Annotated in this window: 11 protein-coding genes and 1 tRNA gene; 6 read left to right on the top strand and 6 right to left on the bottom strand. The window is 52.7% G+C overall.

Annotated features, from left to right (window positions below; all coding sequences use genetic code 11):
* Positions 1–33: 33 nt before the first annotated feature.
* Positions 34–309 (bottom strand): oxidative damage protection protein, encoded by a 276-nt coding sequence (locus tag HMPREF2700_RS09910; protein WP_003682648.1) that lies wholly within the window; start codon positions 307–309, stop codon positions 34–36.
* Positions 310–438: 129 nt separating this feature from the next.
* Here HMPREF2700_RS09910 and glnE point away from each other — a divergent pair, with 129 nt between their 5' ends.
* Together glnE and HMPREF2700_RS09900 are read left to right on the top strand one after the other, a co-directional pair.
* Entirely contained in the window at positions 439–3,123 is a 2,685-nt protein-coding gene (gene glnE / locus HMPREF2700_RS09905; RefSeq protein WP_070591827.1) for a bifunctional [glutamate--ammonia ligase]-adenylyl-L-tyrosine phosphorylase/[glutamate--ammonia-ligase] adenylyltransferase, read from the top strand.
* Between the two features lie 91 nt (positions 3,124–3,214).
* On the top strand, positions 3,215–3,727 hold the full coding sequence (locus HMPREF2700_RS09900) for an SH3 domain-containing protein (protein WP_070591825.1): 513 nt from the start codon (positions 3,215–3,217) through the stop codon (positions 3,725–3,727).
* Between the two features lie 112 nt (positions 3,728–3,839).
* Here the strand turns inward: HMPREF2700_RS09900 and HMPREF2700_RS09895 are convergent, their stop codons facing one another.
* Positions 3,840–4,061, bottom strand: coding sequence for a cell division protein (locus tag HMPREF2700_RS09895; protein WP_070591823.1), 222 nt, complete (start codon positions 4,059–4,061; stop codon positions 3,840–3,842).
* 312 nt (positions 4,062–4,373) lie between these two features.
* Between HMPREF2700_RS09895 and HMPREF2700_RS09890 the strand changes: the two genes are divergently transcribed.
* The 4 genes from HMPREF2700_RS09890 to HMPREF2700_RS09875 all read left to right on the top strand — a co-directional run bounded on the left by HMPREF2700_RS09890 (position 4,374) and on the right by HMPREF2700_RS09875 (position 9,076).
* A complete protein-coding gene (locus HMPREF2700_RS09890; RefSeq protein WP_070591820.1) occupies positions 4,374–5,468 on the top strand; it encodes an FAD-dependent oxidoreductase in 1,095 nt (364 codons plus the stop codon).
* A gap of 167 nt (positions 5,469–5,635) precedes the next feature.
* The gene (glyS, locus tag HMPREF2700_RS09885) at positions 5,636–7,699 is read left to right on the top strand and encodes a glycine--tRNA ligase subunit beta (RefSeq protein WP_070591817.1); all 2,064 of its coding nucleotides are present in this window, start codon (positions 5,636–5,638) and stop codon (positions 7,697–7,699) included.
* 162 nt (positions 7,700–7,861) lie between these two features.
* On the top strand, positions 7,862–8,941 hold the full coding sequence (gene apbC, locus HMPREF2700_RS09880; RefSeq protein WP_070591815.1) for an iron-sulfur cluster carrier protein ApbC: 1,080 nt from the start codon (positions 7,862–7,864) through the stop codon (positions 8,939–8,941).
* 59 nt (positions 8,942–9,000) lie between these two features.
* Positions 9,001–9,076, top strand: a tRNA-Lys gene (locus HMPREF2700_RS09875).
* 189 nt (positions 9,077–9,265) lie between these two features.
* Here the strand turns inward: HMPREF2700_RS09875 and HMPREF2700_RS09870 are convergent.
* The 4 genes from HMPREF2700_RS09870 to HMPREF2700_RS09855 form a co-directional block, all read right to left on the bottom strand.
* Positions 9,266–10,519, bottom strand: a complete 1,254-nt coding sequence (locus tag HMPREF2700_RS09870; RefSeq protein ID WP_070591813.1) for an ABC transporter permease — start codon at positions 10,517–10,519, stop codon at positions 9,266–9,268.
* Complete coding sequence (locus tag HMPREF2700_RS09865; RefSeq protein ID WP_070591928.1) at positions 10,516–11,430, bottom strand: ABC transporter ATP-binding protein; 915 nt, start codon at positions 11,428–11,430, stop codon at positions 10,516–10,518. The genes HMPREF2700_RS09870 and HMPREF2700_RS09865 overlap by 4 nt, the downstream gene beginning before the upstream one ends.
* A 28-nt stretch (positions 11,431–11,458) precedes the next feature.
* Positions 11,459–12,202 carry an SH3 domain-containing protein gene (locus tag HMPREF2700_RS09860; protein WP_070591811.1) on the bottom strand — a complete coding sequence of 248 codons (744 nt, stop codon included), beginning with the start codon at positions 12,200–12,202 and terminating at the stop codon, positions 11,459–11,461.
* An 80-nt stretch (positions 12,203–12,282) separates the two neighbouring features.
* Positions 12,283–13,281 carry a BtrH-related acyltransferase DarH gene (locus HMPREF2700_RS09855; RefSeq protein ID WP_070591809.1) on the bottom strand — a complete coding sequence of 333 codons (999 nt, stop codon included), beginning with the start codon at positions 13,279–13,281 and terminating at the stop codon, positions 12,283–12,285.
* Positions 13,282–13,337 lie beyond the last annotated feature (56 nt).

The following is a 13,337-nucleotide window of genomic DNA, read 5'->3' as shown; positions in this document are numbered from 1 at the left end:
AATTGGGTTCAGACGGCCTTGGCTTTTCAATGCTTATTTAGGCTCTTGCGGAACGTAGCCTTGTACGGCATCTGCGCCGTCGCCGAAGAAGTATTGTTCCATCTGCTGGGCGAGGTATTCGCGTGCGCGCGGATCGGCAAGGCTCAAGCGGTTTTCGTTAATCAGCATGGTTTGGTGACGAGTCCAAGCCATCCATGCTTCTTGGGAAACGTTTTCAAAAATGCGTTTGCCCAATTCGTTGGGCAGCGGCGGAAATTTCATGCCTTCGGCTTCTTTGCCGAGTTTGACGCAGTGAACCATACGGGTCATGGCGGTTTCCTTATGTGGGGGTTGTAAAGGTTGGTATTTTAGCCGATTGCACGGATAGGGGAAAGCGTGGGTTTCAGACGGCCTGAAACCTTGCTATGATGGTCTTTTCTGTTTATTCAGGCAAAGATTATGAACCGCCTCGATACTGCCCGCCGTTATTCCCTTTTTCTCGCCCGCAACCTTGATTCCGGTAAACTCAAGCCCGAAATTTTCCTGCCCATGCTGGATAAGGTGTTGACCGAAGCTGATTTTCAAGCCTTTGCTGACTGGGACAAAATCCGCACGGAAGAAAACGAGGAGGAATTGGCGCGGCAGTTGCGCGAGTTGCGCCGTTATGTCGTGTCGCAGATTATCGTGCGCGATATCAACCGCATCAGCGATTTGAACGAAGTGACCCGCACGATTACGCTGTTTGCCGATTTTGCCGTCAATACTGCGTTGGACTTTGCCTACGCCTATTATCAGGACATGTACGGCACGCCGATCGGGCGTTATACCAAATCGCCGCAACATTTGAGCGTGGTGGCGATGGGCAAGGCGGGCGGCTATGAGTTGAACGTGTCTTCCGACATCGATTTGATTTTCATCTATCCCGAATCGGGCGATACCGACGGCAGGCGCGAACGCGGTAATCAGGAGTTTTTCACCAAAGTCGGGCAGAAACTGATTGCGCTGCTGAACGACATTACCGCCGATGGGCAAGTGTTCCGCGTCGATATGCGGCTGCGGCCGGACGGCGATTCGGGCGCGCTGGTATTGAGCGAAACCGCGCTGGAGCAATATTTGATTACGCAGGGGCGCGAATGGGAACGCTATGCGTGGTGCAAAGGCCGTGTGGTCACGCCGTATCCGAACGACATCAAATCGCTGGTGCGCCCCTTTGTGTTCCGCAAATATCTGGATTACAGCGCATATGAAGCAATGCGCAACCTGCACCGCCAAATCCGCAGCGAAGTCAGCAAAAAAGGCATGGCGGACAACATCAAACTCGGCGCAGGCGGCATCCGCGAAGTCGAATTTATTGCCCAGATTTTCCAAATGATACGCGGCGGCCAAATGCGTGCGCTGCAACTGAAAGGCACGCAGGAAACGCTGAAAAAGCTAGCCGAGCTGGGCATCATGCCGTCTGAAAACGTCGAAACCCTGCTTGCCGCCTACCGCTTCCTGCGCGACGTCGAACACCGCCTGCAATACTGGGATGACCAGCAAACCCAAACCCTGCCTACCTCGCCCGAACAGCAGCAACTGCTCGCCGAAAGCATGGGTTTCGACAGCTACGCCGCCTTTTTAGACGGCCTCAATGTTCATCGGAACAAAGTCAATCAGTTGTTCAACGAAATCTTGAGCGAACCCGAAGAACAAACGCAAAGCAACAGCGAATGGCAATGGGCATGGCAGGAAAAACCCGATGAAGAAGAACGGCTAGGCCGTCTGAAAGAATATGGGTTTGATGCCGAAACCATCACCACGCGGCTCGATCAAATCCGCAATGGGCATAAATACCGCCACCTTTCCGCACACGCCCAGCCGCGTTTTGACGCGATTGTGCCGTTGTTGGTACAGGCGGCAACCGAGCAACCCAACCCGACCGATACATTAATGCGGCTGTTTGACTTCCTCGAAAACATCAGCCGCCGCTCCGCCTATCTCGCCTTCCTCAACGAACATCCGCAAACCTTGGCGCATTTAGCACAAATCATGAGCCAAAGCTCATGGGTGGCGGCGTATCTGAGCAAATACCCGATTCTGCTGGACGAACTCATCAGCGCCCAGCTTTTGGATACTGCGTTCGACTGGCCGGCACTTGCCGCCTCGCTTTCAAACGACCTCAAAGCCTGCGGCGGCGACATTGAAGCGCAAATGGACACCCTACGCCGCTTCCAACACGCCCAAGTCTTCCGCCTCGCCGTTCAAGACCTTGCCGGATTGTGGACGGTTGAATCACTTTCCGACCAACTCTCCGCCTTGGCCGACACCATTCTCGCCGCCGCCGTGTCATGCGCGTGGGCGGATATGCCCAAAAAACACCGCGACACGCCGCAATTCGCCATCATCGGCTACGGTAAACTGGGCGGTAAAGAGCTCAGCTATTCCTCCGACCTCGACTTGGTCTATCTTTACGACGATCCGCATCCCGATGCAGGCGACGTGTACAGCCGCCTTGCCCGCCGCCTGACCAACTGGCTTTCCGCCGCCACCGGTGCAGGCAGCCTCTACGAAACCGACCTGCGCCTGCGCCCCAACGGTGATGCAGGTTTCCTTGCACACAGCATCGCCGCCTTTGAAAAATACCAGCGCGAAAACGCATGGACGTGGGAACACCAATCCCTTACCCGCGCCCGATTTATTTGTGGCACGCCTGATGTTCAGACGGCCTTCGACCGCATCCGCGCCGAAATGCTGACTGCCGAACGCGACCAAACCGTTTTAGCAGGCGAAATCATCGAAATGCGCGAAAAAATGTTCCCCACCCATCCGCCGGTTGACAGCAACGTCAAATACGCGCGCGGCGGCGTGGTCGACGTCGAATTTATTGTCCAATATCTGATACTTGCCCATGCCCGCCAGTATCCGCAACTCTTGGACAACTACGGCAACATCGCCCTGTTGAACATCGCCGCCGACTGCGGCCTCATCGACAAAACCCTCGCCGAACAAAGCCGCACCGCCTACCGCTTCTACCGCCAGCAGCAACACAATACCAAACTGCGCGATGCCAAAAAAACCGAAGTAACGGACGAATTGCTGACCCACTACGGCAATGTGCGAAAACTATGGCAGGAAGTATTCGGGGTAGAAGTGAAGTTCGGATAAGTAGGTGGGCGTATTCGGCGTCAAAAGCCTGCACGGCAACACAATTTACCGCCACAACAAACTCACTCTAAACATATAAGGAAAACCAACCATGAAGAAAATAGCACTGTTTTTAACGGTTTTACTGTCGTCGGCTGCAGCCCAAGCCGCTGATTACTTTTTGCCTTATACCGAATGCGATGGCTCTGCAAACGTCCGTTCCGCGCCTGATACACGCAGCAAAATCATGACCGTACTGGATTATGAAAGCAAAAAACATAAAATACTCAGTAAACAGGGTAAATGGTTTCATATTCAATTAGACGGGCACCGTACAGGCTACGTCCATCAGAGCCAAGGCTTTATCGTGCACAATTATGTTGTCGCCAGCCCTGACGGATCGGCAAACGTCCGCAGTATCGACTATTTCAAAGGACCGATCGGACAAGCCGAAATCATTAAAACGCTTCCTAATGGTACTTATGTACAAATTGTCCCGTCTTTAAGAAAAGGCGACTGGCTTTTGTATGACAATCAGGGGGCTTACACAGAAAAAAACGAGTATGGTCATCATGTTTCGATTCAGGGTTATATCCACAAAAGTCAACTTCGACGCGTGGAGTAATGAACAAGCAATTTATCCGATTAAGGCATACTTTCGGACATAAAGTAGGTACTGTTTTGCCGAAGATATAAAAAAGGCCGTCTGAAACTTTTCAGACGGCCTTTTATGGTATTTATTCTTCTTCCTGTTCTGCTTCTGCCTCTGCAGGTTTTTCAAGGAAGTTGCCTGCTAACCACAGTAACGCACCACTGCCCGTAATGCCTGCTTTAATCCATAGGGCGGTATCTTCGCCCCATTCGTAAATCCAGGCTAAAACTTTGGGTACGGCGTTCATATAATTCAAACCGAATGCCAATACGCCGAGGATAAATAAAGTACTGCCCAAGCTTTTCATCATTATTCCTTATAAAATCAAATAGGTGCTTCAGGACCAATCAACAGGTGCAATGATGCTGAGTGAATGTAAATATATCAAAAGATGGCATTATAGTAGGTTTTATGTAAAGAGGATATTTTTATAAAAGCTGATTGGCAGCTTGAAGCGGTTAACTGTCGGGGATGGAGGGAGAATTTTTGTTTGCTTATTACTGATTTAGCTTGAGCATGATCTGCCAAAACTGTTCTAATTTTCTGTCGATATTGTGATACAGCAAAACAAGTTCTAAAATATGCTGCTTATTTATATATTAAAAACAAGGAGAAACTGATGTCTAAGGTTGCGGTACTCGGTGGCGGTCTTTCTGGCCGTTTGATGGCATTCCAACTGGCGGAGCAGGGCATTTCGGTCGAGTTGTTTGAGAAAGGCGAACGCGACGGCGCGCAAGCCGCCGCTTATGTTGCCGCGGCTATGCTGGCGCCGTCTGCCGAAGCAGTGGAGGCAACGCCCGAAGTCATTCGTTTGGGCAAACAAAGTATTGCGCTTTGGCGCGCGATTGTCGGCCGTCTGAATGCGCCGGTGATGATGCAGGAAAACGGCAGCCTGATTGTTTGGCACACGCAGGACAAGCCGCTTTCTGCCGAGTTCGCCCGTCATTTGAAGCGCGGCGGCGTGGCGGAACATGAAACCATACGTTGGAACGCGGATGAAATCGCAGCAAACGAGCCGCAACTGGCCGGGCGGTTTTCAGACGGCCTGTATCTGCCGACTGAAGGGCAGCTGGACGGACGGCAAGTATTGAATGCGCTTGCTGATGCTTTGGAATCAATGAATGTGGCGTGCCATTGGTCGTGCGAACGTGAAGTTGAAGATTTGGCGGCGCAATACGATTGGATAATCGACTGCCGCGGTTATGGTGCAAAGAGCGCGTGGAACAGGCCGTCTGAAAGTGTTTTACGCGGCATACGCGGCGAAGTGGCACGCGTTTACGCACCCGAAATCGAGCTGTCCCGCCCCGTGCGCCTGCTGCATCCGCGCTATCCTTTGTATATCGCGCCGAAGGAAAACCATATTTTTGTGATTGGTGCGACCCAAATTGAAAGTGAAAGCCAAGCGCCGGCCAGCGTGCGTTCCGGTTTGGAACTTTTGTCCGCGCTGTACGCCGTGCATCCGGCATTTGGCGAGGCGAACCTTTTGGAACTGGCCACCGGCCTGCGCCCAACTTTAAACCACCACAACCCCGAAATCCGCTTCAACCGCGAACGCCGCCTGATTGAAGTCAACGGCCTGTTCCGCCACGGTTTTATGATTTCTCCTGCCGTGACCGGTGCAGCCGTGCGTTTGGCCGGTGCGCTGTTTGCCGGAAATGACATTCCCGAATACGACGAAACCAGTGGTTTGCCGTATATCCGCGCCGCAAATTGAAGACGTTGCGTACGAAGTTGCTTGAAAATCGGGCAAATTGTTTGTGAAAGACAGCCACAGGCCGTCTGAAAATGATAAAATCGCCGTCAATTCAATTAACCTTGCGTCTGAAAACCGCATGATGCCGTATTCAGACGCCAACCAATTTCCTATTTAACGATAAGCACATGACAACCCAAACCCTTTTAATCGAACTTCTCACTGAAGAACTCCCGCCAAAAGCCCTCAATAATCTGGGCAACCATTTTGCCGCTTCCGTTGCCGAAGGCTTGGAAAAGGCGCAACTGATTGACGGCGCAGCCGAATACACTGCCTACGCTTCTCCGCGCCGTTTGGCCGTTCAAGTCAAAAACGTGAAAGCCGTTCAAGCCGACCAAAAAATCGTGAAAAAAGGCCCGGCCGTGGCAAATGCCATGAAAGACGGTGCGCCGACTAAGGCTTTGGAAGGTTTTGCGCGCGGTGCGGGTGCGAAAATCGAAGACTTGACCGTCATCAACGACGGCAAGCAAGACGTGTATGCCTACGAATACGTCCAAACCGGCAAACCGCTGGGCGAGCTTTTGGAAGACATCATCAATGCCGCTGTGAAAAAACTGCCGATTCCTAAAGTCATGCGTTGGGGCAGCAGCACATTTACCTTCGTGCGCCCTGTACACAGCCTGATCGTGCTGCACGGCGGTGACATCGTAAACGTCAGCGTTTTGGGTCTGCAAAGCGGCAACAAAACATTGGGTCACCGCTTCCTTTCCAGCGGCGAAATCGCCATCAAAAATGCCGACAGCTACGCCGCACAAATGCGCGAGCAAGGCAAAGTAGAAGCCTCGTTTGCCGAACGCAAAGCCGCCATTCAGACGGCCTTGAACGAACAAGCAGGCCGTCTGAACGCGACCGTTGCCGCCGATGAAGCATTGTTGGACGAAGTGACCGCATTGGTCGAATGGCCTGTGGTATTGGAAGCCGGTTTTGAAGAACACTTCCTCACCGTACCGCAAGAATGCTTGATTCTGACCATGCAGCAAAACCAAAAATACTTCCCGCTGCTCGACCAAAACGGCAAGCTGATGAACCGCTTCCTGCTGGTGTCCAACCTGCAAACCGAAGACCCGTCACACATCATTCAAGGCAACGAACGCGTATTGCGCGCGCGTTTGTCTGATGCCGAGTTCTTCTACAAACAAGACCAAAAAGCGACTTTGGAAAGCCGCCTGCCGAAATTGTCCAGCGTGGTTTACCACAACAAAATCGGTTCGCAAGCCGAGCGCATCGAGCGTCTGCAAAGTATTGCCGCCCATATCGCCAAAGCGTTGGGTGCGGATGCCGCCGCAGCCGAGCGTGCCGCACGTTTGGCCAAAGCCGACTTGGTAACCGAAATGGTCGGCGAGTTCCCAGAATTGCAAGGCACTATGGGTAAATACTATGCCCGCTTGGACGGCGAAACCGAAGAAATCGCCGAAGCCATCGAGCAACACTACCAACCGCGTTTTGCCGGCGACAACCTGCCGAACGGCAAAGTGGCAACCGCCGTTGCTTTGGCCGACAAACTGGAAACCTTGGTCGGCATTTGGGGCATCGGCCTGATTCCGACCGGCGACAAAGACCCATACGCCCTGCGCCGCTCCGCATTGGGTATTTTGCGGATGCTGATGCAGTACGGTTTGGACGTAAACGAACTGATTCAGACGACCTTCAACAGCTTCCCGCAAGGTTTGCTCAACGAGAAAACGCCGTCTGAAACCGCCGATTTCATGCAGGCGCGTTTGGCCGTGTTGCTGCAAAACGATTATCCGCAAGACATCGTTGCCGCTGTATTGGCGAAACAGCCGCGCCGTTTGGACGACGTAGTGGCCAAACTGCAGGCAGTTGCCGCGTTCAAACAGCTGCCCGAAGCCGCCGCATTGGCCGCAGCCAACAAACGCGTACAAAACCTGTTGAAAAAAGCCGATGCCGAGTTGGGTGCGGTTAACGAAAGTCTGCTGCAACAGGACGAAGAAAAAGCCCTGTACGCCGCCGCGCAAGGTTTACAGCCGAAAATCTCCGCCGCCGTTGCCGAAGGCAATTTCCAAACTGCTTTGTCCGAGCTGGCTTCCGTCAAACCGCAAGTCGACGCATTCTTCGACGGCGTGATGGTGATGGCCGAAGATGCCGCCGTGAAACAAAACCGTTTGAACTTGCTGAACCGCTTGGCAGAACAAATGAACGCAGTTGCCGACATTGCGCTCTTGAGCGAATAAGGCCGCGTTTTAGTTGACCCTTTTTTCAGGCTGCCCGATGTTTCAGGCAGCCTGAAGTTTTTCGGGCGTATCCCTTGCGTGGCGTTCAAGGGTATAATTCGGCAGATTTGTCGCACGACAAATCGCGCACATAAACAATTTCCCACATTCAAGAGGCAGATTATGAATATCCCAGCCATCCGAACCGCACTCGATGCCGTATTGATTCCCCATACAATGCGCACCTTAGGCAGCGAAAAAGCCGTTACACTCCTTGAAGAGCGTTCAGACGGCCTGCATATCGGCCTGAAATTCGCGTTCCCAGTTGCCCATATCGCCGCCGACATTGCCAACGCCCTCCAAGAAGCCGTCATGGCACATACTGGCGACACGCATATCCATTTGAGTATCGATACCGAAATCGGTACGCACAAAGTCCAACCCGGCGTGGCGACCATCAAAGGCGTGAAAAACATCATCGCCGTTGCATCGGGCAAAGGCGGCGTCGGCAAATCAACGACCACAGCCAACCTTGCCACCGCAATGGCCAGAATGGGTGCACGTGTCGGCGTACTTGATGCCGACCTGTACGGCCCAAGCCAGCCCACCATGCTCGGCGTACAAGACCGCAAACCCGACCAACAAAACAAAAAACTCATTCCCGTTGAAGCCGAAAGCGGCATTCAAGTAATGTCTATCGGTTTCCTGGTCGATACCGACCAAGCCGTCGTTTGGCGCGGCCCGATGGTCAGCCAAGCCTTGCAACAGCTGATGTTCCAAAGCGAATGGGACAATGTTGATTATCTCTTCATCGACCTGCCGCCGGGTACAGGCGATATCCAATTGACCCTGTCGCAAAAAATCCCCGTGACCGGCTCCGTTGTCGTCACCACGCCGCAAGACATCGCCCTGATTGATGCACGCAAAGCCGTGGATATGTTCAACAAAGTCAATATCCCGATTTTGGGCGTTTTGGAAAACATGTCTGTCCATATCTGCTCCAACTGCGGCCATGCCGAAGCAATCTTTGGCGCAGAAGGCGGTAAAAACTTGGCAGAGCGTTTGAACGTACCGTTGCTCGGCCAGCTTCCGTTGAGTCTGCCTGTACGCGAAGCCATGGATAGCGGCACATCTTCGGCCTTGTTTGAAAACAACCAAACCATCGCCGACATCTACACCGAAGCCGCCTTCCAAATCGCGCTGGCCATTGCCGATAAAGGCAAAGACTTCAGCAGCCGCTTCCCGAAAATCGTCGTCGAATAAAAAAGTTTAAAAAAGGTGTTGACAGCCGTGTGCCCCATCTCTATAATGCACAGCTTATCGGGTCGTTAGCTCAGTCGGTAGAGCAGCGGACTTTTAATCCGTTGGTCGAGCGTTCGAATCGCTCACGACCCACCAAATATGAAAACCTGCTTTGAAAAAAGCAGGTTTTTTTACGTTTGGATTTTAGGATTTTGTTGAGTATTTTGTTATTGAAACAATCCATAGCACATCAAGCATCAGGCCGTCTGAAAGATATTTTCAGACGGCCTGAAGTTTTATAGGAATAGTTTTGAGAAATAAGCTTTCTACCTGGCAGACAAACGTTTAAAACCTTACCTGCGTCTGCAACTGCCTACGATAAACCAATACGGCAGCAGTCAGCGTGGCAAAAGCAAAGGCAGACAATAAAAGCAGATAACGGCCGATTCCGTCCAGCCCACTGCGGTTGAGCAGCAATTCCTGAAAAGCCTTCAAGCCCCAAGCCATCGGGGAAATCCAAGTGAGTTGCTGCATGGTTTCGGGCATGACGTGGGCGGGGACCATAATGCCGCCGATTGCTGCCATCAGGATAATGCCGCCACCACCGAGTACGACGGCGTGTTCGGTGGATTTGGCGCAGACGCTGATTAACAGCGCGTAGCCGAGTGCGGCGGCGCTGACGGCGGCGGACAGCAGTGCGTAGGGAATAAGGCTGCCGTTGAGTATGAGGGCGGGCACGCCGATTTCGGGCAGCAGGTAGCGGCCGAGTAGCAGCATTCCGATAAACTGAAGCTGGTTAATCAGGAAATAGGGGACGAGTTTCGCGGCAATCAGGCCGGACGCGGAGGCGCGGGCGAGGCGCAGGCGGGTAATGGTGTTGGTCTGGCGTTCCAGCGCCATGACGTTCGACAGCGGTATCATGATGAAAAACATACCGAAAATCAGCCATGCGGGAACGCTGTGCTGTACGGCGTTGGGTTTTTCCACCGTGCCGCTGCCTGCGCTCAGATAGTGTTCTTCCAGCATTTTTTTATCTAAAAAGCTGCGCACGGCGGCGAATTGTTCGTCGTTTTTTTCATCCACTTTTTTCTGGATGTCTTTGCGGATGGCGCGGGGCAGTTTTTTATTGTCGATTTTGATGCCGTCGTTGTTGTCGAAATAAGCGTCCAGCCGCGTTTCGGTGTAGTGCTGCTGCAAAACGCCTTTGACCGCTGCCAGCCATGAAGGCTCGGTATCGGGCGGTACATAGATTTGCAAGGCTTTGTCATCAGCGATTTTGCCGGAAGCGGGGTTCGGGTTGTGCAGTACCAGTTGGAAACGCTTGTCGTGCAATCCATTTTGCGCATCGGTCAGTTTTTCAGACGGCATCAGCGTGACATGAATCTGCTCTTTTCCCAGTGCGGCGGCCAGCGCGGTATTGACGCTGTCGTTTGCCGCGCCGACCAGCGCAATGCGGCTGTCGGTGTGCGGGTCTTGGTCGCGGCTCAGTGCTAACGACATAATCAGCATAAAGGCGATGGGCATCACAAACAACACGGCCAAACCGTGCAGGTCGCGGCAGAGCAGTTTGAGTTCTTTGAGGAGGGAGGAAGTCGTCATTGTGGGTTTTGCTTATCTGTTGCCGGTTCGTCTTTGCGCAGGAAATCAAGGTAAAACGTTTCCAACGAACCGTGTCCCTGCTGGAAGTAGCGGATTTGCGCGCCGCTTTGTTGCAGGGCGGCGTAAACGGCGGCGGCATCGTGCGTCGTTTCCATCATGCCGCGGCTGTCCACTTGCTTGGCACCCAAAGCGGCCAGCGTTTGAGGCAGTAATGGTGGATCGACAGTAAAACGCACGACACCGGTTTTCGTGCTTAAAAGCTCGTCCAAACCGCCGTGGTACACCAGCTTACCGTGTTGCAGCAGCGCGATTTTGTCGCAAAGCTGCTCGATTTCCGACAGATAGTGCGAGGTGTAAACCACTGTTACTCCCTGTCGCGTCAAATCCGCCACGCTGTCGAGGATAAAGCGGCGCGACTGCGGGTCGATGCCGACCGTGATTTCATCAAGGAATACCAGTTGCGGCGTGTTAATCAGGCCGATGGCAAAATTCAGACGACGTTTAAGCCCGCCCGACAGATGCTTCGCCGCCTTGTTTTTATGGGCGGTCAGGTCGGTCTGTTCCAACAGCGCGTTCAGACGGCCTTTGTCGCGCACTTTGTAAAGCGAGGCGAAAAACAGCAGGTTGTCCCAAACCGAAAGCTGCGGATAAAACGCGAAATCCTGCGGCACCAAACCGATTTTCTGCCGCTCGCTGCGGCTCAACAGGCGCAATGGCTTGCCGTCAAACAAAATCTCGCCCTGCCGCACTTCCTGCAAGCCTGCCAAAAGCGACATCAGCGTCGTTTTCCCCGCACCGTTGTGACCGAGCAGCCCCAAACATTCGCCGTCGGCAATATCGAACGACACATTGTCCAGTGCGGCAGTTTCGGCTTTGGGATAACGGTGGGAGAGGGATTGGATTTGAATCATGGCTTCCAAATTGCCCTTTAATGAATATTTATAGTAATGCAGTCCACACATAACGTTGCCGGAATTTGCCATCTTTAAATACGAAACACATACCGAAAGAACCAGCATCATTATTCACCGAATTAAACAGATAAAGCGTTTTATCGTTGCGGCGGTAATAGGCTTCCCAGCCATCATACGCATTGCTGCTGCGTGCAGTGGCGGCAAAATCGGGCAAGAACAGCCCTTGCAGTTCTGCGGCAGGAACTGCTTGACCGTTTAGCGTGATCTGTTCTATTGCAAAGACGCTTTTCGGAATGGAGCCGTCCGTACCGTAAAACGGTTTGCCTTGATAGAGAGGTGCGTTGTCACTATTTGGGGCTGTACCTGAAAAGTCGCTGCGTTTGGGGTGGATACGGCGGGCAGTGATGTGTACCGTTTGTCCGCTACCGGACAAAGTCAGCGTATCGTCGCGACCGGATTGTTCGCGCAGGCGGACGAAGCTTTTATCGGCGGCGGGAAATATCAGACGGCTGTAATGGATGAAACCGTAGTCTTCGGCGGCAGGTTGTTGCAGCTGGGCAGTACAGAAACTCAGGCTGCCTTCGCCGCCATCACCCAGACATTCCAACGGCGTACCGTTGGGAATTTTTGCCAAGATTTTGGCATTCAAATCGGGGCTTTCGCGTAAGTTGGTGTGTCCGTCGGTATCATGAACCAAGGCAAAGCCGTCCGGCGGCGCGGCATAGGTTAAGGCAGAACACAATAATAAGACAGTAGCTAGGTAACGCATTTTTAATTTCTTTTAGTTTTCAGACGGCCTGAATGTCAAAATAATCCATGGTAGATTAATCGGGATCGAATAAATCCTGATTATTTCAATAATCCCCGCCATAATGTTTCTTCATCATCCGCAATTTCGCGCAGAAATTCGGCAATGTTACGGCAGCCGTTTTCGGACGGTTTTTTGCACTGTTTCACGCACATCGCCGCAAACTGCCGCCATTGGTCGCCGATGGCGGTCATTTGTTCCGAGGCCGTCTGAAACGCAGGTTCGTTGCAGATATGGGCGGCTTGTTCGAGGAAGTAGGCGTAGATATAGCGGAAACCTGCTCCGCCGGTACCGATTTCTTCCTGCATCCGCACCAAATGGCCAAGAAACAGTTTTTGGTATTTGTCGTTTTGTTTGGCAGGCAGGGATTCGATTTTTTTTGCCAGCGTGCGGATGCCTTTTACGCCGATGAAAAAGACCGGCGCGAGCATATGTTTGGCGTTTTTGCGTATGGCTTTGCGGATAATGGCAGGCAAGTCTGCCATGATTTTTTCAGACGGCCTGTTGTCTTCCAAGGTGTACATCATGCCTTTTGCCGCCAATACGCCTTTGGCAAAGCGCGCCCGTTGCAAATCTTCGGCAGCGCAGCGTTGTACGGTTTCAAATACGGGGTCGCTGATGAGGTAGTCGTTGCCGTCTTTGCCGTACACTAAAAGATTGTGTGCGTTGAAATGGAAGCGCATTTGCGGCGGGAAGTAGGGCAGCCAGAAGACGGAGGTTTGCAAACCGGCCAGTTTGCCTGAGGACAGCGCGGCATCCAATGCGGCTTGTCCGCTTTGTGCGTCGGAAAATTTGCGGACGGATAATTTCAGCCCCAATGCTTTGCAGGTGTTTTTGATGATGCTGCGCGGCGCGGTACGGTAGGAAACCAGCGGCATGCCGTTTAATTTGATCAGCGGCATCCAGACAAATGTCAGCGCGTGGGCAATGCCGAAAATCATGGCTTCGTCTAAATTGTGGCCATGGTATTTGAGCAGGGTGGACATCACACCGCTTTCGCAATGGGCGGTATGCTGGTGTGGAAATTCTTGTGTGGTCATAAAGTTATTGGTTTTCGTGCAATGTTTTCAGACGGCCTGATGCGGTCGGAATGGGT

This window comes from Neisseria sp. HMSC068C04, assembly GCF_001810105.1.
GTDB lineage: Bacteria > Pseudomonadota > Gammaproteobacteria > Burkholderiales > Neisseriaceae > Neisseria > Neisseria flavescens_B.
Note: the sequence above shows the minus strand (reverse complement) of the source record. Positions and strands in the feature narration are given on the sequence as shown.

Bases quoted from the DNA above. Each gene is read 5' to 3' on its own strand.
- HMPREF2700_RS09910 (WP_003682648.1), bottom strand. From the start codon at position 309: ATGACCCGTATGGTTCACTGCGTCAAACTCGGCAAAGAAGCCGAAGGC.
- glnE (WP_070591827.1), top strand. From the start codon at position 439: ATGAACCGCCTCGATACTGCCCGCCGTTATTCCCTTTTTCTCGCCCGC.
- HMPREF2700_RS09900 (WP_070591825.1), top strand. From the start codon at position 3,215: ATGAAGAAAATAGCACTGTTTTTAACGGTTTTACTGTCGTCGGCTGCA.
- HMPREF2700_RS09895 (WP_070591823.1), bottom strand. From the start codon at position 4,061: ATGAAAAGCTTGGGCAGTACTTTATTTATCCTCGGCGTATTGGCATTC.
- HMPREF2700_RS09890 (WP_070591820.1), top strand. From the start codon at position 4,374: ATGTCTAAGGTTGCGGTACTCGGTGGCGGTCTTTCTGGCCGTTTGATG.
- glyS (WP_070591817.1), top strand. From the start codon at position 5,636: ATGACAACCCAAACCCTTTTAATCGAACTTCTCACTGAAGAACTCCCG.
- apbC (WP_070591815.1), top strand. From the start codon at position 7,862: ATGAATATCCCAGCCATCCGAACCGCACTCGATGCCGTATTGATTCCC.
- HMPREF2700_RS09870 (WP_070591813.1), bottom strand. From the start codon at position 10,519: ATGACGACTTCCTCCCTCCTCAAAGAACTCAAACTGCTCTGCCGCGAC.
- HMPREF2700_RS09865 (WP_070591928.1), bottom strand. From the start codon at position 11,430: ATGATTCAAATCCAATCCCTCTCCCACCGTTATCCCAAAGCCGAAACT.
- HMPREF2700_RS09860 (WP_070591811.1), bottom strand. From the start codon at position 12,202: ATGCGTTACCTAGCTACTGTCTTATTATTGTGTTCTGCCTTAACCTAT.
- HMPREF2700_RS09855 (WP_070591809.1), bottom strand. From the start codon at position 13,281: ATGACCACACAAGAATTTCCACACCAGCATACCGCCCATTGCGAAAGC.